This is a genomic window from Paenibacillus mesotrionivorans, assembly GCF_046098205.1.
Lineage (GTDB): Bacteria > Bacillota > Bacilli > Paenibacillales > NBRC-103111 > Paenibacillus_AR > Paenibacillus_AR mesotrionivorans.
The window spans coordinates 46394-71254 of sequence record NZ_JBJURJ010000027.1 but is presented as its reverse complement, the minus strand read 5'-3'; the positions used below and the strand labels follow the sequence as shown (position 1 = coordinate 71254).

Below are 24861 nucleotides of genomic sequence, written 5' to 3'. Positions count from 1 at the left end.
AGATTCGGCCGACGCACAGATGTAAGCGCCATAAAAAGTATGCTAATTGGCGGGGAGCGGGGGTTTGACATGAATAGCGTACATAAAATGTGTGCTATTCGGGTTTTGAGGGGCTGCGGGAGCGCTTTTGGAGGCAATAGGATACAAAACATGTACGCTATTCAAGGAAATCCGGCACTTTTTCATGAATAGCATACATTTGTGGTCCGCTATTATCTGTGGGAGAGATGGCGGACCGTTTGCGTGTACCTGCTCCATCCGCTATAATGCAGCTTCCGGACAGGCCGCGGTTTCGACAGGACTCTTTTTTTGGTATGATAGGATAAGCAAGCAAGAACTGTACTTTTTCGGACGCAAGCATAGATGCGGCCCGCACCCAATCTGCCAGAACGAGGTGTTCACAAAGCGATGTCCAAATTGATCATTATAGACGGCAACAGTATTGCCAGCCGCGCCTTCTACGCGCTGCCCCTGCTTTCCAATTCCCAAGGCCTGCATACCAATGCGGTGTTCGGCTTTACCACCATGCTGCTGAAGCTGCTGGAGGACCAGAAGCCCACCCACTTCCTGGTGGCCTTCGACGCGGGAAAGGTCACCTTCCGGCATAAGGATTATGCCGAATACAAAGGAGGCCGGCTTAAAACCCCGCCGGAGCTGTCCGAGCAATTTCCGCTGATCCGGGACATGCTGGAGGCTTTCGGCATCCGCAAATTCGAGCTGGAGGGGTATGAGGCCGACGATATTATCGGCACCCTAACCTTGGCCGCAGCGGAGCTTCCCGGAATGGAGGTTATGGTGGTCACCGGCGATAAGGATATGCTGCAGCTGGCCACCGACCAAGTGACCATTGCCCTGACCCGCAAGGGGATCAGTGAGATGGAGCTGTACGGACCGGAGGAAATCAAGGAGAAATACGGCCTGACCCCCAAGCAGATTATCGATCTGAAGGGGTTGATGGGGGATTCCTCGGATAATATCCCCGGCATCCCCGGCGTCGGCGAAAAAACCGCTCTGAAATTCCTGCATCAATACGGGAGTGTGGAGGAGGTTCTTGACCACGCGGACGAGCTCACCGGCAAGATGAAGGAGAAGGTGAAGGAAAACGCAGACAGCGCCCGCATGAGCAAGGAGTTGGCTACCATTTTTCGAGAGGTGCCTATGGACCTGGATTGGGACACCATGGGATATACGGGCAGCGATGCTACCACGCTGGCGGCAGCCTTCCGCAAGCTGGAGTTCAAGTCTCTGCTGGAGAAGCTGGACCTCTCCGGGACTCCGCAGCTGGAGGCAACCGGGGAAAGCGGTGCTGCGGCTGTGGAGCTGAAGGCGACCGTGCTCACCGCAGAAACCCTGGTTGAGCTGAAGGAGGTGCTGGACGGCATCTCCGCTGTCCATGTGGAGGTGTACGGAGATAATCCCCATTTGGCCTCTGTTGTGGGAGCGGCATTTTACCATAAGGATGGCTTCGGGTTCTATGCGCCGTTTGCCGTGCTTCAATCTGCGGAAGCGGACTTCCTGCACAAGTGGCTGGCCGATCCCGCCGCAGAAAAGAGCATCTTCGATCTGCACCGGGCGGAGCTGGCCCTGCATTGGGCAGGCATTCCGGTGGCGGGTTTCACCTTCGATGTCCATCTGGCCGCATACCTCCTGGACCCTACGGAATCGACGCTGACCCTGCATGCGTTGGCGGCCAAATACGGGCAGCCCTCCATCCAGGAGGACGAGCAGATTTTCGGCAAAGGAGCCAAGTACCATCTGCCCGAGGAGGACAAGGTGGCGGCACATCTCTGCCGCAAGGCGGCTGCGGTCCACGGGCTGGCCGGACGGCTTCAGGCCGAGCTGAAGCGGCTGGAGATGAACAAGCTGTATTATGAGCTGGAGCATCCCCTCTCCGCTGTGCTGGCCGGTATGGAGAAGCAGGGGATCCGCACGGATGCGGATAATTTGAAGGAGCTGGGAGCAGAATTCTCCGCCCAGCTGCAGGAGCTCATCGAGCGCATCTATGAGCTGGCCGGAGGTCCCTTCAACCTGAACTCCCCCAAGCAGCTGGGTGAGGTGCTGTTTGAACGGCTGGGCTTATCCACCGCAGGAGTAAAGAAGAACAAAACCGGCTTCTCCACCGATGCCGATGTGCTGGAGAAGCTCAGCTCCAAGCATGAGGTTGTCCGTTATATTCTGGATTACCGCACCTTGGCCAAGCTCCAGTCCACCTACGTGGAGGGGCTTCTGAAGGAAATCCGTCAGTCAACGGGGAAGATCCATACCTATTTCCGTCAAACCATAGCAGCTACGGGACGGCTGTCCAGCCAGTTCCCCAATCTTCAGAATATCCCCATCCGTCTGGAGGAGGGCCGCAAGATCCGCAAGGCCTTCGTACCCTCTGAGCCCGGCTGGCGCATTCTGGCGGCTGACTATTCACAGATCGAGCTGCGAGTGCTGGCCCATATCTCCGGCGATGAGAAGCTGATGGATGCCTTCATTCACAATATGGACATCCATACCAAAACCGCCATGGACGTATTCGGTGTAACCGCCGACCAGGTGACCTCCAATATGCGGCGCCAGGCCAAAGCGGTAAACTTCGGGATCGTCTACGGGATCAGCTCCTACGGCCTGTCCCAGAACCTGGACATCGGCCGGATTGAAGCGGACCGTTTCATTGAAACTTATCTGTCCACCTTCCCCGGTGTCCGCCGGTATATGGACGACATTATCAAACAGGCCAAACGGGACGGTTATGTGACCACCCTGCTGGCCCGCCGCAGGTATCTGCCGGAGATCAACGCCTCCAACTACAATCTGCGCTCCTTCGCAGAGCGGACAGCCATGAACACGCCGATCCAGGGCACTGCGGCGGATATCATCAAGCTGGCCATGGTCCGGATGGCCGAACGGCTGGAGGAAGAGAAGCTGAAGAGCCGGATGCTTCTCCAGGTACATGACGAACTTGTTTTTGAAGTGCCTGAGGAGGAGCTGCCTGTGATGCGCAAGCTGGTTCCTGAAGTGATGGAATCGGCGCTGGAGCTGAAGGTGCCGCTGAAGGCGGATGTGAACGAAGGCGAAAACTGGTACGAAGCGAAATAAACGGGGATACCCCCTACTGCATAAATAGCGAGGAGGAATCACAGGATGCCGGAGCTGCCAGAGGTGGAAACGGTCAAGCGCACCTTGCAAATGCTGGTCAAAGGAAAAACCATCGCTTCCGTCTCCGTGGAGCTGCCGCGGATCATCCGTCTGCCCGGAGAGCCGGAGGAATTCGCCCGGCTTCTTGAGGGGCAGACCATCCGGGATGTGGAGCGGAGGGGGAAGTTCCTTCGTTTTCTGCTGGATGACATGGTGCTGGTCTCCCATCTGCGGATGGAGGGGCGATATGGCGTCTATCCGGCGGAAGCGCCCCGGGAGCTGCACACCCATGTGCTGTTCCATTTTACAGACGGGACGGATTTGCGCTACAAGGATGTGCGCCAGTTCGGCACCATGCACCTGTTCCGGACAGGAGAGGATTTGGTGAGTCCTCCGCTGCACAAGCTGGGGCTGGAGCCCCTGGACCCGGCCTTTACGCTGGCGGCCTTCACCGCCCGGATTGCCAGCCGGTCCACCAAAATCAAGCCTCTCCTCCTGAATCAGGAGGTCATTGTGGGCATCGGCAATATTTATGCCGACGAAGCCCTTTACACCGCGGGCATTCATCCGGCCAGGACGGCGGACAGCCTGTCCCCGGCGGAGCTGAAGCGGCTGCACCGGGCAATTGTAGACACCCTGGCCGACTCGGTACTGGCCGGGGGCTCCTCCATCAAGTCCTATGTGAACGGACAAGGCGAGATGGGAATGTTCCAGCACCAGCTGAAAGCCTACGGGCGCAAAAATGAACCCTGCGGCCATTGCGGCAGACCAATTGAGAAGACAGTGCTGGCGGGACGGGGCACCCACTTTTGCCCCCATTGCCAGCCTGAAGTGACTCGGCGGATGAAGAAGCTGCGGCGCACCACAAGCCGGCCAACCACGGACTAACGCTGACGCCGGAAGGGGAGATCTGGTGCGGGGCGGTTATCCAAAGCCGCGCACTATACCCAAGCCTATGCCATAAGATGAGAGTGATCTGCATATCAACGGGTATGCAGCCACTATCTGAGAATGGCTTGGGAGGGGTTTATGGTGCCGCATCTGGTATCCCTGTTGGCGTTGGCATTGGCAGTCAGTTTGGACGGTTTCGGCGTAGGAGCCATGTATGGCCTGCGCAAAATCAAAATACCGGTGATCTCCGTCCTGATCATTGCGGTGATGTCCGGGCTGGTGTTTTTTGGCGCGATGCAGATCGGCGTGGCCGCGACTGCTTATATTCCGGAGGGTGTCGCCAAAACCGCCGGCGCTGTTATTCTTATCGGGCTGGGCTTCTGGGCAGTCATTCAGATGAGAAGAAACGGGGAAGACGAAGGGGCGGAGGATACCCGGGATTCTGCCGGCGCTGACCAGACGGGTTCCGGCGAGAGACAGGAACAGCCTGATAATAACAGACAGGAAGCACGGGTGCTGTCTATTGAGCTGAGACGGCTGGGGCTGGTGATCCAGATTTTGCGAACCCCCTCTGCCGCGGACTTGGACCGCTCCGGCGTAATTTCCGCTATGGAGGCGGCATGGCTGGGCTTGGCTTTGTCCCTGGATGCCTTCGGGGCGGGAATCGGCGCTGCTTTTATCGGCTATACCCCATTGTTGACCTCTGCCGTTATTGCTGTCGCCTCCGGGAGCTTCATTCTCGGCGGGCTGCGCTTCGGCTTTATGTATTCCAATGTCCAATGGATCAGAAAATTATCAGTCCTGCCCGGCTGCATCCTGATGCTGATGGGATTATTCAGACTGATGTAAGTATACAGGTGATGCAAGTAAACAGGCTTAGGCAAGATTAGAATCAACGGGAGTGCGTACCTTATGAATATCGGATTAACCGGAGGCATTGCCTGCGGAAAAAGTACAGTATCCCGGCTGCTGGCCTCCCGGGGAGCCATCGTCATCGATGCGGACATCCTGGCCCGGGAGGTTGTGGAGCCCGGTGCCCCGGCTCTGGCGGAGGTGGTCCGGGTCTTCGGACCGGACATGCTGAACGGGGATGGGACGCTGAACCGCAAGCAGCTGGGCAAGGTTGTGTTTGAGAACGACGCCAAACGCAAACAACTGGAGGAGCTGCTGCATCCTGCCATTATCCAGTTGCTGCAGGAGCGTATGGCGGAGGCGGAGCGCCTTCAGCCGGACAAGCTGGTAGTGGCGGATGTGCCGCTGTTGTATGAAGCCCAGATGGAGGATCTGTTCCAGGAAGTGCTGGTGGTAGCTGTCGACAGGGAAATCCAATTGGAGCGGCTTATGCAGCGGGACGGTTTAAACAGGGAGGAAGCGGAGCACCGGATTGATGCGCAGATGCCCCTGGAGTGGAAGAAGGAATGGGCGGACGTGGTCATTGACAACAGCGGGACGCCGGAGGAGACGGAACGGCAGGTGGAGCAATATCTACGCAAGAAGGGGCTGGCATGAGAAGCAGGCAAAAGAAGCGCTGGTTCGCCCTGGTGCTGCTCCTGCTGGTCTTGGTTTTATTCTACCGGAGCGATTGGTTGGGCAGGCTGATCTATCCCATTATGTACCGGGAGGAAATCAATCAGGCTGCCTCCGAAGCACAGCTGGATCCCCGTTTGATTGCTGCGGTGATCCGGGTGGAAACCAATTACCGCCCCAGTGCCGAATCCTACAAGGGTGCAGTGGGCATGATGCAGATTATGCCGCCTACCGCCAAGTCGATTTTGCAGGAACGGGAATTTGAAGGGCTGTCGTTGAAGGATATGGAGGAGCCGGAGGTAAACATCCGAGTGGGCACTTGGTACTTGTCCATGCTGCTCAAGAAGCATGACCAAGATGTGGTAAAGGCGGTCGCCTCGTATAATGCGGGACCAGCGAATGTCTCGGATTGGCTGGAAAAAGGGATTTGGGACGGCACTCTGCAAGCAGTCGATCAGATCCCCTTCGGAGAGACAAGCCGTTATGTCCGCAAGGTGATGTATTATTACCATAAGTACCAGGAGCTGTATGAGTAAGCACGGGGATAACCGGAAGAAGCACCGGAAGCCGCTTCCTTGTGGGGAAGGACCTCCGGTGCGTCTCCGGGCTTTACAATAAAGCCGTTATTGCATTATTTTCCGGAAAGAGTTTGTTCGGCGATTTGTACCAGACGGCGTGTGATGTGGCCACCAATTGCGCCGGTGTCGCGTGTAGCCATATTGCCATAGTATCCGTCTTGCGGAATGGCGATACCCAGCTCTTGAGCCACTTCATATTTCAGTTGGTCCAGAGCTTGGTTAGCTTGAGGAACTACCAGAGTGTTGCTGTTGCGGGATTGTCCTGCGCCCATGTGTGTTCACCTCCTTGTCGGTTGGTAATGCTATTGTGTGTCGATGACCGCCTCTTCAATCAAGGGAACCGCTGGAAACTAGGGCGTGTCTGAAACCTCTGAGGGGAGCAGATTTCAGCGATTTTTCAGACACGCCTAACTAGCGGATTGTAAACTGCGAACAACCGGGAGGGAACAAAAACAATGAAATGTCCTTATTGCGATTATGTGGGCACCAAGGTGCTGGATTCCCGGGCGGCCAACGAGAACAAATCCATCCGCCGCCGCAGGGAATGTGAGAAATGCGGAAAACGGTTCACCACCTTCGAAATGGTGGAGGAAACACCGTTGATGGTGATCAAAAAGGACGGCAGCCGCGAGGAATTCAGCCGTGAGAAGGTGATGCGCGGATTGATCCGGGCCTGCGAGAAGCGCCCCGTATCCGTGGAGCAGCTGGAAGCTCTGGTTTCCGAGGTGGAGATGCAGCTGCGGACCACGGCCCAGGCAGAGGTGGAAAGCCGCAATATTGGTGAGCTTGTGATGCAGGAGCTGTATCCGGTGGACGAGGTGGCGTATGTGCGCTTCGCTTCCGTATACCGCCAATTCAAGGACATCAATATGTTCATGAAGGAGCTCACCCAGATTCTCATGAAGCAGCCGCAGGAAGACAAGTAAGGGAACCCCCGCGGCAGGAATACGGTTAGTAAGCACAGCATTTGGATCCGAGCTGTCACGAAACCATCAAGAAAATATCATCGAAGGACTTCTGCCGGATTTTTTAGGCGGGGGTCTTTTTTTAGGACTTGCCTACGGAGCTTGGCGCCGGAACCCACCTGCCAACCGTCGCCGAGCTAATGGACACAGGGGGCGTTATTATACTGAAATCCGGCGTTTATTTACTTTGGCGGGCACAGGAGCCGTTATTTGTGGGAAAAGTGGACTGATGGACGGAAAATGAGGTGAATAGCGTACCGTGTGTCCGCGAAAGGATTAGAAAGCTGCATTTTGGCAAAATAGCGCTCTCTCGGTCCGTAAGGAACAACAAAAATATAAGTAAACTTTACTTTTATTAAATTATAATTTATTATATTGGTGGAGGGAGGTTTACAATTGGAAAAAAATACAGACTCCATTATAAACAAAGTGTATGAGTACCGTGTGTTGAGACGGCTGTCCCAAAGTGAGCTGGCCCAGGCGGTAGGGGTGTCCAAACAAACGATATTTGTCATGGAGAAAAATAACTATTCCCCTTCACTCCTGTTGGCTTACCGCCTTGCAGAATTTTTCGGGGTGCGGATTGAGGATATGTTTACCTACGAAAAAGGAGGAGAAGAAGGATGATTGAGCTTCTGGACAATTGGCTGGAGATCAGCGGTAACTTTAACCTGTTTGTGGGAATGACTACGGCGGTAGCCCTTCTGAGTGCGGCTGCTTACACCTATTTTTTTAGCAAAATCGGAAAGACCGATGAGTATGGCGTGAAAATCCGGCTGAACGTAACCAACCGGATGTTTAGTACCTTGATGGGGCTGCTCATCCTGTTTGTGCTGCTGGTACCGCAGAATACGGAGCACTTCAGGCAAATGCTGCTGTTATGCTTTTCCATGACCGCACTGGTGGGAGCTGTATCCGCAGGGTATTTCTATGTGAGGGATTTCAAGAGCTGAGCGCTGGGGCGGGTTTGCAAACACGCCCTACAGCAGTCGGACGTCAGAGCTGCCCCAACGGGAGGCTCCGGCGTTTTTATTTTTTTGCGGCAGGGCTCTTGTAGAGGATTTTGCCCCCTGATAATGGAAATGTGAATCTGCCCGGCTTCGGCACACCGGATTATAATCAGGGTGTAATCCAATAGAACGATACATGGGAGGTCCCGTCCAATGAAAAAAGCTGTAACGCTTGCCTTGAGCACCATCCTCGCCTCTGCCGCGGTACTGGCCGGCTGTGGGGATGACAAAGACTCCGCCGCACCATCTGCTGCTGCAACTGCCGCCGCCAGCACTGCCGCGACGGCTTCGCCGCAAGCTTCCACTGCGCCGAAAGCGGAGCCCTTTACCGTTTCCCTGCGCCACATCCAGATCGGCGAAGCTCAGAAGTTCCGCAAGGCGATTCTGGATGATGTGGTGAAGAAGACCCAGCAGGATGTGCCCGGTCTTACTTTGCAGCTGGACGGCGTAGAGGACCAGGTAAACCGCTTCACCAAGCTTCCGGCGGAGATGGCGGCGGGCAACCCGCCGAAGATTTTTGACCTGTTCGGCGGCGCGGGGGATGCGCTGAAGTATGCCAAGGCCGGACGCCTCCTGGACCTGACTCCCATTCTGAAGGAGCTGGGCATCGATTCGAAGTTCATCAACCTGAACCAGTTTACCCTGGACGGCAAAGTTTACGGTTTGCCCATCGGCGGTAATACGGAAGGCTTCTTCTACAATAAACCTCTGTTCGAGCAAAATGGCATCAAGGTACCCGCCACCTGGGAGGAGCTGGAATCGGCAGCGGCCAAGCTGAAGGAAAAGGGTGTAACCCCCTTCGCTATGGGCTCCAAGGGTGCATGGGTACCCAACATGCTGCTGAACACGCTGATCGGCCGGTATGCCGGACCGGATTCCATTGAAGGTTTTGCCACCGGGAAAAAGGCATGGAATGCCCCCGAGGTCGTGTCTGCATTCTCCAAATATGAGGAATGGGTCAAGAAGGGTTACTTCACCAAAGGTGAGCTGGGGATGGAATACCCGGAAATGCTCAACCAGTTCCTGACAGGCAAAGGGGCCATGATGTTCGACGGCAGCTGGCGGTCCTCTGTGTTCAAGGACCAGGCTCAGGCAGGGGACCTGACCAACAAGGTAGGGTACTTCTCCATGCCTCCGGTAACAGGGGGAATGGGCGACCAAACCTTCATCAACGGCAACTACGCTAACGGCTATGGCTTCTCCTCCAACCTGAAGGCGAATGAGCTGACAGCAGTGAAGGCATTCATTAAAAACCTGTTTAATGACGAAATGCAGCTCCGTGGCCTCCTGGAGGATGGGGTGCTGCCGTCCATGAAGCTGTCCGCCGATGCCCTGGGCAAGGTGCAGGACCCGCTGGTGAAGTCGGTTATGGATATTGTGAACAAAGCCGGAGGCGCCTTCTCCCACTTCGACTCCACCATTCAGTCCGAGGTCTATAAGGAAACCGAAACGCAAATCCAGAAGCTTATCTCCGGCGGCGCAACCGCCAAGCAAGTAACCGACAAGCTGGATCAGGTGCAAAAGCAAGCCAACTCCAAATAAAGGACACCCATCATGAAGCAGACTCTCCGCAACCCGGCCATTTACGTCTTGTTGGTGGCGCCGGCACTGGCTTTGTACTGCCTGTTCTTTGTCTATCCCATGCTGAGCTCCTCCTTCTATGCCTTCACCGACTGGAACGGGCTGGAGCAATATAAGTTTGTGGGGATGGAGAACTTTACGAAGGCCTTCGGGGACCCGGATTTCCGCAGTGCCATCGTTAATAACCTGTATTTTATCCTGTTTTCGGTAGGCGTCCAGGTGCCGCTGATCATCTTCCTGGCCATTCTCATCAGCGGCGTCCGGCAGCTGCAGCGCTTCTATAAAACCACGGTGTTCATACCATCCATCCTGTCCACCTCCGTCATCGGCATCCTCTGGGGCTTCATCTATGAGCCGGAGATCGGACCGCTGAATAAGCTGCTTGGCCTGTTCGGCGTGGAGCCTATCTACTGGCTGGCGGAGGGAAAATGGGCGATGCTGGCGGTGCTGATCACCAATGCCTGGCAATGGATCGGCTTTTACATCGTCTTGGTGCTGGCCGCCATTCTGGCCATTCCCCGGGAAATCGGCGAAGCGGCAGAAATCGACGGCGCCGACGGCTTCAAAAGGGCCTGGTATATCACCGTACCTCTGATCCGTCCCATTATCTCCGTGGTGGTGATGCTCTCCATCGCCGGAGCCATGCGGGTGGTGGACATTATCCTGGTTATGACCAAAGGGGGTCCGGTGGGAGCCACAGAGGTGATGGCCTCGTACCTGGTGAACCATGCTATGGGTGTGAATCCCAGCTACGGCTTCGGCACCGCCATCTCGCTGATCATCTTCGCCTTTGCACTGGTGCTGACCGCTCTGTACCAGCTTACGCTGGGGCGGGCCATGGAAGGGGGGGACAGCGAATGACGGCTGCAGGTGTTAGGCTCAAGCGTTTGCTGCCCCATGTGGTTCTGCTCGTGTATGTGGCGGTTATCCTGTTTCCCTTTGTGTTTGTGGTGTTCTCTTCTCTGAAAAAAAGCAATATCGAAATTGCCAACCACCCCTTTGCGTTTCCGACGGATCTGTATTTCCATAACTATGTGCAGGCTTGGGTGAAGGCCAAAATCAGCGTCTATTTCTTCAACAGCCTATACCTGTCCTTGGCTTCGGCTGCGGCGGGGGTACTGCTGGCGGCAGCCTGCGCCTTCGCCGTTACCCGAATGAAGCTCCTACGCACCAGCCGGATTTTGTACCAGTTTGTGCTGCTTGGAATGCTTATTCCCGGCAACGTCCTGTTCATCGCCCAATACATTCTGGTCATGCGGATGGGGATCCTGAATACCCATTGGGCCTTGTTCCTGCCTTATACGGCGGGTGCTATACCCATGAGTGTGCTGCTTATCGCCGCCTTCATGAAATCGGTGCCCGATGAGCTGGAGGAAGCCGGGATTATGGACGGATTAAGCGCGCTGGGGCTGTTTGTCCGGATTGTTCTGCCTGTCAGCCTGCCGGTGCTTGTGACGGTGTTCATTGTGAACTTCCTGGGAGTGTGGAACGAATACCTGCTGGCGAATTTCTTCATCAGCAAGGACTCGCTGAAAACCCTGCCCACCGGCATGGTGGGTTTCCGGGATTCTTTTCAAACCAACTATGCTTTGATCTGCACCGGAATTGTCTACAGCGTGGTGCCCGTCCTGATTCTCTACGGCTTCTTGCAGGAGAAGATCATCGAAGGGATTACCGCAGGCAGCGTAAAGGGCTAAGGCAGATTGGAAACAGGCTCCAGAGCGGGAGGACTTTTGGGATAGGCTGGTGAATATGTATTCCAATGAGAAACGGCTCGGATTCGGCATCATACGCTTCCGGGCGGATCGGGCCTAGGGTATGGTAACAAAAAACCGGCCCAGCCGAATCAACAGGGACTTTACAGGCAGGAGGAGCGCATATGACCTTAAGAGGCAAGCTGTTCGGTGCGTTTCTCCTGTGCTTCATTCTGCCCCTTTCGGTGCTGGGAGTCCTGGGTTACCATCTGCTCAGCGGCATTATCGAGGAAAAGTACGCCCAGCAATCGGAGCTGACGCTCCGGGCATTAAGCCAAAGCGTCAGCTTCAGCTTTATGGAGATGGACAAGGTGACGGACAGCACGGTGGCCAGCGAGTCCCTTCAGGATGTGCTGAACAACCGCTCTGACAGCGGCAAGGATATCGACAAAATCGATTACCTGGAGCTGAACAAGGTACAGCGGAGCTTCCGGGAGCTGCTGGTGAACCATCCTTCCGTCAGCTACGCGTTTATGTATACCTTTGAAAACAGCAGAATCAATCAGATATTTACCAAGGAATCCTTCTCGGCCATGCCCTTCGGCCACTTCAAGGCGGAGCCTATATATCAGGAGGCGGTGCGGCGTCAGGGGCTGCCCCTGTGGGTCGGTCCCGGGGAATACCCGGAGGTGACCGGGAGCGGGACGGAGTTCACCCAGATCCGGGTGGTGAAGGATATTCTGACGCTGTCGGATAAGGGAATGCTTCTGGTGCAGATGAAAAACTCCGGGCTGGAAACGGTGTTCCGCCATTTCCGCTTCAAGGAGGAGCAATACGCCACCCGCTTCCTGATTGTATCGGGGAGTGGGTTGGTGTTTTTTGACAGCAGCGGCGGGGCTGTAGACGGCAAGAGGCTGAAGGAGCTGACGGAATACCGCCATCTGGAAGGTGGGGAGACCTATCAGACAGGCCGTACCCGCTTCGAGGGCCATGACAGCCTGCTGGCCAGCGTGGACCTGGGGGTAGAGGACTGGCGGCTGGTTTCGGTCACCTCGTGGGTATCCCTCTCCCGTGAGGTGATGCTGTATGCCCGCTGGTTGGGTGTGCTGCTCTTGGTTTGCGCCTTCTCGGCAGTGCTGTTCCTGCTGTTCTTCAGCAACCGGGTAACCCGCCAGGTCATTCAGACGGTGAAATTCATGCGGATGGTGGAGCGGGGTGACCTGTCGGCGCGGCTGCCGGTGGTAGGATCGGATGAGATGTCGCTTTTGGCAAAAGGCTTCAACAGTCTGGTGTCCCGGGTAGCCGAGCTGCTTAACGAGGTGATGCGCCAGCAGGAGCGCAAGAAGCTGGCGGAGCTGCAGGCGCTGCAAGCCCAGATTAAACCCCATTTCCTGTTTAATGCGCTGGAGTCCATCAATATTCTGGCGGTGCAAAATCAGGGCCGGAAGGTCAGCCAGATGGTGGCCCGGCTGGGCAATCTGCTGCGGATCAGCATCCAGCAGAAGGATGTGATTACGGTGGAGCAGGAGCTGCAGCATCTGACCAGCTATCTGGAGATTCAGAAGTTCCGCTTCGAGGAGCTGTTCGATTACAGGATCGACGTGCCGGAGGAGCTTCTGCGCTGCACCATGCCGAAGCTGTCCCTGCAGCCGCTGGTGGAGAACAGCATCCAGCACGGGTTTGAGGGCATCGGATATATGGGCAGCATCGGGATCCGGGCGGAAGTGGAGCAGGGACGGCTGGTCTTTTGGATAGAGGACAACGGCATCGGCATGGAGCCGGGCAAGCTGGCGGCCTTCCAGTATGAAGGCCAACGGGGCACCGCCCACGAGGACCTGCCGGAGACGGGCGAACGCCGGGGACTGGGCGTATGCAACGTAGCGGACCGCATCCGCATCGGCTACGGGTTGGCGTACGGGCTGTTTATCTCCAGCAGCCCGGGCGGGGGCACCGTCATCAAGCTGGTGCTGCCGCTTACCTCACACCACGGTCCAGGCCAAAGGCCGGATGGGGTGTGAGGGCCTCGAAATTGGCGAAGCCAATTTGAGGGTAGAAGCGAACAGTGGGGTCCAGGCCGGATGGGGTGTGAGGGCCTCGAAATTGGCGAAGCCAATTTGAGGGTAGAAGCGAACAGTGGGGTCCAGGCCGGATGGGGTGTGAGGGCCTCGAAATTGGCGAAGCCAATTTGAGGGTAGAAGCGAACAGTGGGGTCCAGGCCGGATGGGGTGTGAGGGCCTCGAAATTGGCAAAGCCAATTTGAGGGTAGAAGCGAACAGTGGGGTCCAGGCCGGATGGGGTGTGAGGGGCAATACACCGACCCGCATTATGCTAACAGACCCCACGGACGCTATTTGGCGCAAAACCGCTCTTTTGACAAACTAACGGACTCCAGCGCTGCTATTCACACCCATTTGCTGGTTTTCGGCACTCCAGGTAACGAATAAGCGCTGCTGTGTCCGTTAGATTTGGGGAAGTGTGTGTTTTGGCGAAATAGGGTCTCTCCGGTCCGTTAATAGACTAACTAATATCCCAGGTTAACCCCGGCATACGACGCAGACGGCATATTTGGAGGTGGTGGAAAAGATGAGGCTGAAGGCATTACTGGTGGATGATGAGGCGAAAATTCTGGAGAATCTGCGCCAGGTGCTGCCATGGCGGGAGATGGACATCGAGGTGGCCGGAACTGCCGGCAACGGGCTGCAGGCCTTGGAGCAGGTGAAGCTCCTGCATCCTGACCTGATTCTCTGCGACATCCGGATGCCGGTTATGGACGGCATCGCCTTCCTGGAAGCGCTGGCGGGAACGGATTGCCGGGCGGAGGTGGTGATGCTGACGGGGTACCAGGACTTCGAATATGCCCGTTCGGTAATCCGGCTGGGGGTGAAGGATTACATCCTGAAGCCCTTCGACTATGACGAGCTGACCCGGGTTATCGGCAAGCTGGCGGATTCTATCCGGCGGGACCGGATGGAGCGGACCAGCGAGGAGCAGATGTTCGGGCAGGCGATGGAGCTTGCGTATGAGAAGCTTTTGTACGATATGATCATGGATTACGGCGCGGTGATTCCCCATGACATGGTCGGGGATGATCTGGAGGGGCTGGAGCGTGTGCGCTATTTTATGCTGCTGGCAGATATCCATGAGTATGCCCGGCAATACCGGCTAGCCTCCGAGCAGAACCGGAAGCTGTGGAATTTCGCCATCCGCAATGTGCTGAAGGATACGCTCGCCATGAAGGGCTGCCGCCATGCCGTTCTGCAAACCCGGGAAGGGGAATGGTGCATTCTGGTGGAGCGTCGGCTGGGGGACGGGGAAATCAGCGAGGCGGAAGGCCGCAGGCTGGCGGAGGAATTGCAGGAGAGTGTGCGGACCCATGTGAAAATCGAGCTGGCCTTCGGCATTTGTCTGGCAACGCTGGGTATGGAGGAGCTGCCCCGGGCTTTCCGGTCCTTGCAGCGCAGTGTTCATCTGGCCGAGGAACAGGATTGCTCTGTGGTGGTGTACCGATTGGGAGAAGGCAGTGAAACGCGGCGCAGCGCCTTGTGGGAGAATATCGCCGAGCTGGTGTCGGCGCTGAAGATTTGTGACCGGGTCCAGGTCCGGGAGAAGCTGGTTTGTGTGAATCAGCAGCTGGGAGCATTATCAGGGCAGTCCCTGGCCCATGCGGAAAAGCTGGCTTACTTCATCGTGCTCCATTTGCTGCGGGAAATGCGGGGATTGGATGTGCTGTCTGCGTCTCAGGAGCATGAGATTTGGACCTTAATGGAGCAGGCGGACCGGGTAAAGGATCTGCTGGAGGTGGTGGAGCGGATTGTGGACGAGAGTCTTTCCACCGCCATGAGCAAAAAATCCGGTGACATGTTGATGCACGCCGCCAAGGATTATATTCACCGCAATCTGTCCCGGGATATTGGTGTGGATGAGGTGGCCGGGGCGCTTGGCATCAGCTCCAGTTATTTCAGCCTGTTGTTCAAGCAGCGGTACGGCGTAACCTTCGTGGAATATGTGACTACAGAGCGGGTGGAAATGGCGAAATCCCTGCTGGTGCTGACGGATAAAAGCGTCACGGAAATCTGCCGGGCGGTGGGCTATTCGGAACGGCGGTACTTCAATAAGGTGTTTCAAAAGCTGACAGGGGAGCTGCCTTCGGAGTACCGGGAGGCGCGGAAGGCAGTTGGCCAGGAGAGCAGTAGCAGGAACATGTGAGGGCGAACATTGAAGGAATGAGGGCAGTGTTCGAAAGTGTGAACGAATAAGCATGGAGGGCAGGATGGGCCTGACGGATGTGAATACGCTGCGGCTTGCTGGGAAGGATGTGGTAAATCATGATGAACGGGGATAAAAAGGACACCTCTGCTTCCGCTTCCGGCAGGGAGCGGGCGGATTGGACGCTTCGGCAAAAGCTTGGGCAAATGGTCATGTGCGGTTTTGACGGGACGGCTCCTACGGAGGGGATTCTCCGTTTGATCCGGGAGTACCGGCTGGGAGGTATCATCTATTTCCGGCGTAATATCGGCCGTGCTGCAGAGGTGGCGGAGCTATCCAGGAGGCTGCGGGAGGCGAACGACGCTCTGGGCGGGCCGCCGTTGTGGATTGCGGTGGATCAAGAGGGCGGGATGGTGGCGCGGGTTGACCGTGAGGTGGCGCTGGCACCGGGCAACATGGCCTTGGGCGCGGCCGGCAAACCGGAGCTTACTTATGAAGCGGCGCGGATATCCGGTGTGGAATTGCGCCAAATGGGCATTAATCTCAACTTTGCCCCTTGTGTAGATGTAAACAATAATCCGGCTAACCCGGTAGTGGGTGTCCGGTCCTTCGGGGAAAATCCGGAGTTGGTTGCTTCACTGGGGGCAGCTGCGGCAAGGGGATATCAGGAGGTTGGTGTAAGCGCTTGCGCTAAACATTTCCCAGGTCATGGCGACACCGCGGCGGATTCCCATCATGAGCTGCCGCTTGTGCCGCATAGCCGGGAGCGGCTGGAGCAGGTGGAGCTGCCGCCATTCCGGAGTGCTATACTGGCTGGAGTTGATGCAATTATGACGGCACATGTGCGGTTTCCCGCCTGTGATCCCGGCGGAGTGCCAGCTACTTTGTCGCCTGCCATCCTGGGCGGACTGCTGCGGAAAGAGTTGGGGTATAAAGGCGTAATCGTCACTGATTGTCTGGAGATGAACGCCATTTCGCAAACCGTTGGTGTAGGGCGGGGAGCCGTGTTGGCTGTAGCGGCGGGAGCCGACATGGTGCTGGTCAGCCACCGGGAGGACCGCCAGGTGGAGGCGCTGGAGGCGCTGTACACTGCGGTCGAGAGCGGTGAGCTGCCCATGGCGCGGATTGATGAGGCTGTTGGCCGTATCCTTCGGGCCAAGATATGGCGGGAGGAGGTCTGGCGGCAGACGGAAGCGGCCGGTGTGCGGCTGGTTGGTGATGAGGCGAGCTGCAGATGGGTGGAGGAAACGGCGGAGCGCTGTGTCACTTTGGTCCGGGCGGAGCCTGGAGCACTGCCTCTGCGCGCGGATGCTCCGACGCTGGTGGTTTGGCCGGAGGTCAGGCGAAGCACGGAGGTGGATGAGGTGATTCCCCAGGAGCTCACCCTGGGGTGGGCGTTGGCTCCGTATGTGGCGGATGTGTGCGAGATGGTCATCGGCACAGAGCCGACGGCGGCGGAGCAAGCGGCAGTGCTGGCGGCGGCGCGAGGCGGCCGCCTGCAGATTGTGGCGGGCGTGTACAACGCCGCCTTTGCTCTGGGGCAGGCCAGCCTGGTGCAGGCGCTGGCCGCTCTGCCCGGCGCCACGGTCACGGCTGTGGCGCTGCGCAATCCCTATGACCTGCTGGCGATGCCGCAGGTCCATGCGTATGCGGCCTGCTACGAGAACAGGCCGCCGATGCTGTTGGCCGCCGCCAAGGTGCTGGCGGGCCGGGTGCCGCCGCAGGGCAGGCTGCCCGTCAGCCTGTCGGCGGAATATCCCGCAGGCTGGGGGATGGACAGCCTGCAGTGATGGGTGAACTCTGGGGTGTAGCAACGGGACGTGGTATCCACCGGGGAGTGATGAGGACCCCCAATTGTAGGAAACGCCGCGCTTGTACCCGAAATTTTCACTTTCGACGGTGGCCTATGGACCGTGGCTGATTCTAACGGCGGTGAGCGCCGCTATTTCCGGTAAAATAGCCTTTTTGAAAATCTAACGGAAGCAGCAGCCGTTATTTGTTCCTTTTGAAGCAGAAATCTAGGCAAAAGGGCAAAATAGCGGCGCTGGCCGGCGTTAGAAAAAAAGGAATGGCCAAATTGGCGATATAGCGGCTGTAGCTTCCGTTAGAATAAATACCGGCAAAAAAGCAGCAGCGGAACGGTCGAACGGATGAGCATTTTCCTACCAGATAGAGCTCAGAAACGCTAAAAATCCCTCTTGCGTTTTACAAAAAGCATAGGTATAATTAGTTCTTGTCCGGCAGACATACCGGAAGCTACGGGGCCTTAGCTCAGCTGGGAGAGCGCATCGCTGGCAGCGATGAGGTCAGGGGTTCGATCCCCCTAGGCTCCATAATAAAAGGGCGTTGACCATTGGGGTCAACGCTTTTTTATTACAGCCGCAGATGGGGGTGGGGCCCCTGCAAGGGTTCGCCCGCGCGCAGGGAGCGTCAGCGGACGAGCACGGCGTCTGAATCAACCGCTGCGCTCTGCATCATCGAACAATCATCGTCAGCCGTTTCAATCGAGATTCAGACATGCACCTAGGCTCCATAATAAAAGGGCGTTGACCATTGGGGTCAACGCTTTTTTATTGGAGCCGCAGGCAGGGATGGGACTCTGCAAGGGGTTCTCCTGCGCGCAGGGAGCGTGAGCGGACGAGCACGGCGTCTGAAACAACTGCTGCATTCTACTTCGTTGAATAGTCGTCGTTAGCCATTTCAATCGAGATTCGGACATGCACCTAAGCTCAATAATAAAAGGGCGTTGACCATTGGGGTCAACGCTTTTTTATTGGAGCCGCAGGCGGGGGAGGGGATCCCTGCAAGGGGTTCGCACGCACGCAGGGAGTATTAGCGGACGAGTACGGCATCTGAATCAACCGCTGCGTTTTGCTTCATCGATAGTCGCCATTAGCTATTTCAATCAGGGGACATGCACCTAGGATCCAAAATAAAAGAGCGTTAACCCTAAAATGGCAGCGCTCTTTTATTTTGAGTTGCAGCTAATGAAGTGGGTCTTGAAAAGGCGAGATGCGAAATGCTTTGAACCTACCACTTGTATCCAACATGTTTTCCTTTTGTTTTAATGCTTTAACTATTGTTGGAAGAGAAAACTGCAATGACTTTGGAGCATAAGTCCAATATGAAGACTACCCCGATGATCCAGATATTCTTGTTTATTACATCCATCGGTTCCAGAATACAGTATAATAGTAGTGTTTAGTATTTTACTTCAAACAAATATTCTGACACGGAATAACTTTAATTTAAAACAAAATACTGTTGTAAATTATTTTTTGGGGGGAATAGTATGCCATACGAAATTGGAGGAAGAGCAGATAAAAGTGGTAATAGATTTGAAATAAGATGGATAATATATCAACTCCTCCAAGTAGTTGAAGAAAAGATAGATTATATTATTTTTGAAGCACTTGGAGATGATGAACGTGGAGTCGATATTTGGATTGGTAAGAAGAATGACATCAGAGAAGCTCAACAATGTAAAGGGAGAAATGCGAGTAAGGAGTACTGGGATTACGGAACAGCTAATGCGAAGGGTATCTTTACCAATTGGAAATTTCAATTAGAGAGGGATGAGTCAAACACAGTTTCGTTAGTATCTCCCTTAGCTTTCACGCTACTGGAAGATCTAGTTAGTAGAGCAAAGAATACTAATAACAACCCTCAAGATTTCTACTGTCACCAAATTCAAAATGCCAGTCAAGAATTAAAAAGCTTTTTCAAAAATTTTTGTAAGTCAATGGATATAAATACCGAGGAAGAGAAGGGCTTAATTAAATGTATTTCTTTTTTGAAAAAAATATCATATCATCAATTTCCAGATAGCGAATTAAAAGAATTAATTTTATCAAAAATAAGCTATCTTTTGCTTGGTGATGAAGAAGCTATGTATGAAACCTTGGTTGCGTGGATTATTGAAGGAGATATCTTGGGAAAAGCAATCAATCCATCAGTAATATACCAATTTTTTAATGAAAAAGAAATTAAACTAAAAAATCTTGCTACCGATAAGCGAATTGTTCCTAGATTAGAAGAGTTGAATCGAGAATATACATCGGCGTTTATTCCACTAAACAACGAACTGATTGACAGAAAAGAATTTTCCTTATGTAGAACGGCAATACAATCAGGAGAATCTTTAATAATACACGGGAAAGCTGGAAGAGGAAAAAGCGGTTGTACTGAGGATATAATAAACTATTGTAGTGAAAGAGTTATACCATATCTAGCAATCAAATTGGATAAGCGTATTCCGACTGGAACTGCAGAGAAATGGGGTAAAGAATTAGGCTTGCCCACTTCAATAGTTCATTGTATTCATAGCGTTTCAAAAACTGAAAAAGCTGTAATTATTCTGGATCAATTAGATGCATTACGCTGGACTCAGGCCCATTCCTGGGATGCTTTAATGGTATGTACCCAAATAATAGATCAAGTAGACAGGGTTAATTTGGAGAGAGAAAATAAAATTTCATTAGTTTTCGTATGTAGAACTTATGATTTAGAAAATGATAATAACATTAAACTTTTGTTTAAAAACGATAATAAGAAAAGAATAGGAATTTATTGGAATAAGATTCAAGTTAATGAATTGAATGACGAAACTGTGAAAGTTGTTATTGGTAAGCGGTATGACTATTTAACAGGAAAACTGAAGGACATACTGAGGATTCCAAGCAATATATATATTTGGGGACAACTAGACAAGAATAAAGAATATAATGAATGCTCTTCTGCAAATCATTTGGTCTCTGAATGGTGGATTCAATTAGTAAAAAGGTGTTTTGCAATTGGATTGAGTGAAGGAGATATAAATGTAACAAAGGAAAAAATAATAGAATCTTTTGATAAAATGGGTCGAATAAGTATTCCCAGGAACTTATTGAGTGTCAATGCCTCTTGTTTAGATTTTTTGTCTTCTAGTGGTTTTCTATTGATACAAAATAATACAATTGCATTTGCCCATCAATCTATATTAGATTGCTTTCTAGCTGAAAAAATGCTTATAAAATATTATGAAAACAAAAACATAATAGAAGTGATTGGTAATAAAGAAAAGCAGACTCCAGGTAGAAGATATCAGGTTCAGATGCTTTTACAGAATTTAATTGAATTTGAGAGTCAGGATTTTCTTAATGCAGGGCTACAAATGCTAACTTCTGACCAAGTTAGATTCAGTGTAAAATTTCTCTTTTTTGAAATGTTAAATCAATTGGATATTCTAGATGAGAATATCCAGAATTACATAGTCGATCATTGTGAAGATGAATCATATGGTAAGTACTTAATTAATAATGTTATGTATTCCAAACCACAATATATTAGATTGCTCAGGAACCGCGGCATATTGAACAGGTGGTTTGATAATCCTGAGAAGAAGGCAATTGTCTTTAACCTAATAAATAGCATTTCTCCTAACTATGAACTGAAAGATATTTCTTTTATTAAAAAATATGCATTTCAATCGCAAGAAGATGATAACAATTTTTCACGATGTTTTTTACATGATATTAATCAAGATACTGATGAAATGTTTGAATTGCGGATGGAATTCTATCATCGTTATCCTCAAATGGCTGATAATTATCTTGATTTCAAGGCGATGCTTAAGAATTGTGAAATGCGGACAATACGAATATTGGCTTTTTTGTTGGAAAATAAGCTTAATAAGCATTCTAAAACTATATATAAGTATGAAGATGAGTTTCTGGATGAAGATTCTGAGTTTTTAATTAAAAATGGTTTAGAAGTTGTCAATTTATTATTACCATATATTCCGAATTCAAATGACGAAATATCATCAATAAGTGATTGGTCTGGAAGATATTTTTATAAAATAGGTCTCGAAAGAACATGCATTCAAATTATAAAAAAGGCAAATGCAGCCATGATTGTTTTAAATCCCGAAACATTTTGGGAACGATATGGAGAATATATGGGAACGGGCAATGATCTGTATAACGAGATAGTATTAGATGCATTGATAAAATTACCAACCTCATTCAGCGATTTTATTATTGAATATTTATGTAGAGACTTGGAGAATACCTTATTTGAAAAAATAAGTGGCAATGGCGATGAACTGTTATTAGCTAAACAGGTTATAGTTAAACATTCCGAACATTGTGAACAAGGTGTTTTCAACTTATTGGAAAAAAGAATTATTAGGTATATATCACCGCTAGCTAAGAAAATGTATCAAAGAAGAATTGAAATCAATCGCGAGAAAAATGGTTATAAAGTCTATTGGAGTTTTTGGGGAGATCTGCAAAAAGAAATTTTAGAAGTCCTTCCTCATCACCGACTCAGTGAGCAGGCAAAGGATTTATTACGAGTGTTACGACGAAGATTTGACAAGATAGAAAGCATATATAAATATTCAAACGGACATAGTGGGTCGATAACTTCTCCTGTCTCTGGGAAAAAACTTAGCGACAGGGTATGGATTGGCATTTTAACAAATAATAAAATGGAAAAAAAACATAATCGTGGGTGGAGAGAGATTCAAGGAGGATTTATAGAGAGTTCGTTTGAATCATTTTCCGGTAGTTTTAATAATGCTGTTTCTGAAGAGCCAAATAGAATGATAAAGTTGATACTATCATATAAAGGAGTGATTTTGGATATATATATTGACTCCTTATTTAGTGGAGTAGCACATAGTAAAAATTTAATAAATGTAAGCGTAAAACTATTGGAAGCAATGATTTTGAACTATCCAATAGATTTCAATTCACATAGGGCGAGTTATATTTGTACGATTATTGAAGATAGGGGAGACATTGAATGGTCGCAGGAGATATTAGATATAATCAAGGAAATTGCGACCAAGCATAAAGATCCGGAATTTGGAAAACCGAATGTGACTAATGATGAAGATAAAGAAATGCGTACTTTTGATATGTTGCAAAGTAATTCTTTAAATTGCATAAGAGGCAGAGCAGCTCGAACAATTGGCCATTTCTTGTGGAAAAACAGCGATCTTTTTGAACAGTTTAAAAATACAATTGAGAAATTGATATCGGATGAAAACCCCGCAGTAAGGATGGCGTCACTATTTGCTTTGTGGCCTTCTTATAACATCAATCGTGATTGGGCATCTGGAAAGATCTTTTACCTGTATGAACAAGATTATCGGTTAGCAGGGTTCCATGATAGCAAAAATATGTTTTTTCTATTATATCCTCAATATCGCCAAGGCGTACTAAACATAATTAAACAATTTTACGATTCTGAAGATGAAAAATTAATAAAGACTGGAGCACACTCCCTATCAGAAATGTTTATTCTTAAAAATGAATTTGTAGATGAAATGACAAATGTAGATACCATGAGCAAATTGCAGGCTGAAGAGGTTCTATATATGGTCATGTTATATTTTAATAAGAGCGAATATAATTCATTAGCAAAGGACATTATACGTAGATTTAAAACAAGCAAAGTAGACCTAGAAATGCCTATTTCAAGATTGTTTTACGATAATCTAATTAGTTTAGATAGAGACAAGGATTTTTTAATAGAGCTGATGAAATCAGATTTAAGTCGTAGAACACTCCATGCATTTGTGCATTATCTGGAAAAGGAATCCAAGTCAGTGATTGAATACAAGGATGTAATTTTGTCAATGAGTTGGCATTTAATTAAGAATGATATTGAGAGGTATGAGTCTGTTTGGGGAATACAAGAAGAAATTGCTAAACTAATAATTGGATTGTATGATGAAACCTGTGGATCAACAATACCTGAATTAAAGAGAATAGCACAAGAATGTCTAGATATATGGGATTTAATGTTTGAGAAGCAAATCGGGCCAATTAGAAGATTGAGTAAAGAAATGATGGAAAGATGATGCGTGATTCCGGTCCTATGTCTAGAAAGGGGTATTCATTTCTTTGCATTTCTTATTTGAGTTGAGTAGCATAACGAGTTTGTGACAGATGGCGCGGCATAAAACTGCTATCAATATGCTACTTTAACAAGAACATTATTTGGACAATTCTAAAAACCACAAAAAATTTACGTAATCTGAGTTTCTCCATGTAGTTGTTCGCAGAAGTGAACTCAAGTGTCCGTAATTTTGGGGCTGTGAAACCGACCACGGCGGTAGAACCCATCGCTGGCAGCGATGAGGCCAAGGGGCTAGCCCACGCGCAAGGAGCGTCAGTGGACTGCCCCTAGACTCCATAAATAGCAGCACAAGAGTCAGTCTTTTGTAATAGGGTGGCTCTTCATGCATATTTGCTACAGAGTACGAGGATGACTCTGGCGGTAAGACTCCTCGTATGGAAGCAACGGAGCCAAACAGGGAGACTATGTATTTTTGACATGCGATAGTTGTAAATTTCTTCATTGTTTGCATGAAGATGCCGGATGAATCCATTATAGAGGCCCAATACCTGCAAATGCTTCACTAAGGAGATGTGGGAAACATAATGAAGCTTTTAAAAGAAGATGAAATCAGGCAGTTCATTTCTGATGAGGAGCTGCGGGCATTATACAATGCCACTATTGAAGATAGTGTCCTGAATGAATGGTTTGCACGGTTTTCATTTCTAAGGCTGAGCGTACATACTCTTCCCGAGAATAAATCAAGTATTTACTATAGTATGTATTATTGGTTCATCCAGTTTAAGAAACGGTATGTTGCTCTCATGGGGCCTGACGCAGGAATCGAGCAGCAGGGGTTTCAATTATTGGAGGAGATAGATCAGGAGCTGGAAGAATCCATTGATTGGGGTATAATCGAAGAAATAGAAAATCTATGTATACAGGGGGAAATCGGATGAATGATTTTGTAGATAAATGCAGTGATGTGCATGCAGATATGATATCCATTTGTATGGAGTATGTGGAGAATCGGGCAGACAAGGTGTATGTTATTGCTTCGTGTGAAGAAAGTGTGATTTCCGGCAGCTTCTTTTTTCGCATTCATAATAGGTATGTAGAGTGTCATAAAGTGAATGTTGCTTTGGCCAACACAGATGAAGTTAATCTATGATGTTGGGAGCGGCAAGCTTCGGGCCGAGTATCAATATGAACTGGTTTATACTCATGATGACATGAAAACAGCCAACCATATTGCGGATGAATGGTTTGAGGAGATCCAAAGCAAATCCCTCTAATGGATTAGAATGAATGCCACCGCTAATAAAAAGGCCGTTAACACATGTGTTTCCTGCTGTGTGTTTAGCGGCTTTTTATATTGTATTGAGCTAAAGCAAATAAGTGGATATGAAAAAAAAGGAGGAGAAAGAGTTGGCGTCGAACCTTCTACAAGGGAAGA

At 51.0% G+C, this 24861-nt stretch carries 17 protein-coding genes, 1 tRNA gene and 1 pseudogene; 18 read left to right on the top strand and 1 reads right to left on the bottom strand.

Translation table 11 applies throughout. The features are described from left to right. Positions 1 to 408 precede the first annotated feature (408 nt). From polA to ACI1P1_RS28435, 5 genes are all read left to right on the top strand, one after another. Positions 409 to 3084, top strand: a complete 2676-nt coding sequence (gene polA / locus ACI1P1_RS28455; protein ID WP_416219964.1) for a DNA polymerase I — start codon at positions 409 to 411, stop codon at positions 3082 to 3084. A gap of 45 nt (positions 3085 to 3129) precedes the next feature. Next, on the top strand, positions 3130 to 4011 hold the full coding sequence (mutM, locus tag ACI1P1_RS28450) for a DNA-formamidopyrimidine glycosylase (RefSeq protein WP_416219963.1): 882 nt from the start codon (positions 3130 to 3132) through the stop codon (positions 4009 to 4011). 141 nt (positions 4012 to 4152) lie between these two features. Further along, a complete protein-coding gene (locus ACI1P1_RS28445) occupies positions 4153 to 4863 on the top strand; it encodes an MntP/YtaF family protein (protein ID WP_416219962.1) in 711 nt (236 codons plus the stop codon). A gap of 63 nt (positions 4864 to 4926) precedes the next feature. Further along, complete coding sequence (gene coaE, locus ACI1P1_RS28440; protein ID WP_416219961.1) at positions 4927 to 5523, top strand: dephospho-CoA kinase; 597 nt, start codon at positions 4927 to 4929, stop codon at positions 5521 to 5523. Continuing rightward, positions 5520 to 6077 carry a lytic transglycosylase domain-containing protein gene (locus tag ACI1P1_RS28435; protein ID WP_416219960.1) on the top strand — a complete coding sequence of 186 codons (558 nt, stop codon included), beginning with the start codon at positions 5520 to 5522 and terminating at the stop codon, positions 6075 to 6077. The genes coaE and ACI1P1_RS28435 overlap by 4 nt, the downstream gene beginning before the upstream one ends. Positions 6078 to 6172: 95 nt before the next feature. On the opposite strand, the gene ACI1P1_RS28430 is transcribed toward ACI1P1_RS28435, so the two are convergent. Further along, positions 6173 to 6391, bottom strand: a complete 219-nt coding sequence (locus ACI1P1_RS28430) for a small, acid-soluble spore protein, alpha/beta type (protein WP_416219959.1) — start codon at positions 6389 to 6391, stop codon at positions 6173 to 6175. A 183-nt stretch (positions 6392 to 6574) separates the two neighbouring features. On the opposite strand from ACI1P1_RS28430, the gene nrdR reads away from it, so the two are divergent. The 13 genes and pseudogenes from nrdR (at position 6575) to ACI1P1_RS28365 (ending at position 24700) form a co-directional block, all read left to right on the top strand. After that, positions 6575 to 7045 carry a transcriptional regulator NrdR gene (nrdR, locus tag ACI1P1_RS28425; RefSeq protein WP_416219958.1) on the top strand — a complete coding sequence of 157 codons (471 nt, stop codon included), beginning with the start codon at positions 6575 to 6577 and terminating at the stop codon, positions 7043 to 7045. A 435-nt stretch (positions 7046 to 7480) separates the two neighbouring features. Continuing rightward, on the top strand, positions 7481 to 7711 hold the full coding sequence (locus ACI1P1_RS28420; protein WP_416219957.1) for a helix-turn-helix transcriptional regulator: 231 nt from the start codon (positions 7481 to 7483) through the stop codon (positions 7709 to 7711). After that, on the top strand, positions 7708 to 8037 hold the full coding sequence (locus ACI1P1_RS28415; protein WP_416219956.1) for a hypothetical protein: 330 nt from the start codon (positions 7708 to 7710) through the stop codon (positions 8035 to 8037). The genes ACI1P1_RS28420 and ACI1P1_RS28415 overlap by 4 nt, the downstream gene beginning before the upstream one ends. A gap of 210 nt (positions 8038 to 8247) precedes the next feature. Then, a complete protein-coding gene (locus tag ACI1P1_RS28410; RefSeq protein ID WP_416219954.1) occupies positions 8248 to 9636 on the top strand; it encodes an ABC transporter substrate-binding protein in 1389 nt (462 codons plus the stop codon). A 12-nt stretch (positions 9637 to 9648) separates the two neighbouring features. Continuing rightward, positions 9649 to 10536, top strand: a complete 888-nt coding sequence (locus tag ACI1P1_RS28405) for a carbohydrate ABC transporter permease (RefSeq protein ID WP_416219953.1) — start codon at positions 9649 to 9651, stop codon at positions 10534 to 10536. Beyond that, positions 10533 to 11372: a carbohydrate ABC transporter permease gene (locus tag ACI1P1_RS28400; protein ID WP_416219952.1), complete on the top strand. Its 840-nt coding sequence runs from the start codon at positions 10533 to 10535 to the stop codon at positions 11370 to 11372. Before ACI1P1_RS28405 ends, ACI1P1_RS28400 begins: the two co-directional genes overlap by 4 nt. Positions 11373 to 11554: 182 nt before the next feature. Next, positions 11555 to 13387 (top strand): cache domain-containing sensor histidine kinase, encoded by a 1833-nt coding sequence (locus tag ACI1P1_RS28395; RefSeq protein ID WP_416219951.1) that lies wholly within the window; start codon positions 11555 to 11557, stop codon positions 13385 to 13387. A 565-nt stretch (positions 13388 to 13952) separates the two neighbouring features. Continuing rightward, entirely contained in the window at positions 13953 to 15575 is a 1623-nt protein-coding gene (locus tag ACI1P1_RS28390) for a response regulator transcription factor (protein WP_416219950.1), read from the top strand. A 119-nt stretch (positions 15576 to 15694) separates the two neighbouring features. Further along, the gene (gene nagZ / locus ACI1P1_RS28385) at positions 15695 to 17365 is read left to right on the top strand and encodes a beta-N-acetylhexosaminidase (protein WP_416219949.1); all 1671 of its coding nucleotides are present in this window, start codon (positions 15695 to 15697) and stop codon (positions 17363 to 17365) included. A 470-nt stretch (positions 17366 to 17835) separates the two neighbouring features. Beyond that, positions 17836 to 17908: transfer RNA gene (locus tag ACI1P1_RS28380), tRNA-Ala, on the top strand. 959 nt (positions 17909 to 18867) lie between these two features. Then, positions 18868 to 23427: a hypothetical protein gene (locus ACI1P1_RS28375; RefSeq protein ID WP_416219948.1), complete on the top strand. Its 4560-nt coding sequence runs from the start codon at positions 18868 to 18870 to the stop codon at positions 23425 to 23427. 583 nt (positions 23428 to 24010) lie between these two features. Then, the gene (locus ACI1P1_RS28370; RefSeq protein ID WP_416219947.1) at positions 24011 to 24364 is read left to right on the top strand and encodes a hypothetical protein; all 354 of its coding nucleotides are present in this window, start codon (positions 24011 to 24013) and stop codon (positions 24362 to 24364) included. Beyond that, positions 24361 to 24700 (top strand): annotated as a pseudogene (locus ACI1P1_RS28365) (DUF600 domain-containing protein). The gene ACI1P1_RS28370 and the pseudogene ACI1P1_RS28365 overlap by 4 nt, the downstream one beginning before the upstream one ends. Positions 24701 to 24861 lie beyond the last annotated feature (161 nt).

Excerpts from the sequence above, each read along its gene's own strand:
- mutM (WP_416219963.1), top strand. The coding sequence starts at position 3,130 with ATGCCGGAGCTGCCAGAGGTGGAAACGGTCAAGCGCACCTTGCAAATG.
- ACI1P1_RS28400 (WP_416219952.1), top strand. The coding sequence starts at position 10,533 with ATGACGGCTGCAGGTGTTAGGCTCAAGCGTTTGCTGCCCCATGTGGTT.
- nrdR (WP_416219958.1), top strand. The coding sequence starts at position 6,575 with ATGAAATGTCCTTATTGCGATTATGTGGGCACCAAGGTGCTGGATTCC.
- ACI1P1_RS28370 (WP_416219947.1), top strand. The coding sequence starts at position 24,011 with ATGAAGCTTTTAAAAGAAGATGAAATCAGGCAGTTCATTTCTGATGAG.
- ACI1P1_RS28435 (WP_416219960.1), top strand. The coding sequence starts at position 5,520 with ATGAGAAGCAGGCAAAAGAAGCGCTGGTTCGCCCTGGTGCTGCTCCTG.
- ACI1P1_RS28415 (WP_416219956.1), top strand. The coding sequence starts at position 7,708 with ATGATTGAGCTTCTGGACAATTGGCTGGAGATCAGCGGTAACTTTAAC.
- ACI1P1_RS28405 (WP_416219953.1), top strand. The coding sequence starts at position 9,649 with ATGAAGCAGACTCTCCGCAACCCGGCCATTTACGTCTTGTTGGTGGCG.
- coaE (WP_416219961.1), top strand. The coding sequence starts at position 4,927 with ATGAATATCGGATTAACCGGAGGCATTGCCTGCGGAAAAAGTACAGTA.
- polA (WP_416219964.1), top strand. The coding sequence starts at position 409 with ATGTCCAAATTGATCATTATAGACGGCAACAGTATTGCCAGCCGCGCC.
- ACI1P1_RS28375 (WP_416219948.1), top strand. The coding sequence starts at position 18,868 with ATGCCATACGAAATTGGAGGAAGAGCAGATAAAAGTGGTAATAGATTT.
- ACI1P1_RS28410 (WP_416219954.1), top strand. The coding sequence starts at position 8,248 with ATGAAAAAAGCTGTAACGCTTGCCTTGAGCACCATCCTCGCCTCTGCC.
- ACI1P1_RS28395 (WP_416219951.1), top strand. The coding sequence starts at position 11,555 with ATGACCTTAAGAGGCAAGCTGTTCGGTGCGTTTCTCCTGTGCTTCATT.
- ACI1P1_RS28430 (WP_416219959.1), bottom strand. The coding sequence starts at position 6,391 with ATGGGCGCAGGACAATCCCGCAACAGCAACACTCTGGTAGTTCCTCAA.
- ACI1P1_RS28390 (WP_416219950.1), top strand. The coding sequence starts at position 13,953 with ATGAGGCTGAAGGCATTACTGGTGGATGATGAGGCGAAAATTCTGGAG.
- nagZ (WP_416219949.1), top strand. The coding sequence starts at position 15,695 with ATGATGAACGGGGATAAAAAGGACACCTCTGCTTCCGCTTCCGGCAGG.
- ACI1P1_RS28445 (WP_416219962.1), top strand. The coding sequence starts at position 4,153 with ATGGTGCCGCATCTGGTATCCCTGTTGGCGTTGGCATTGGCAGTCAGT.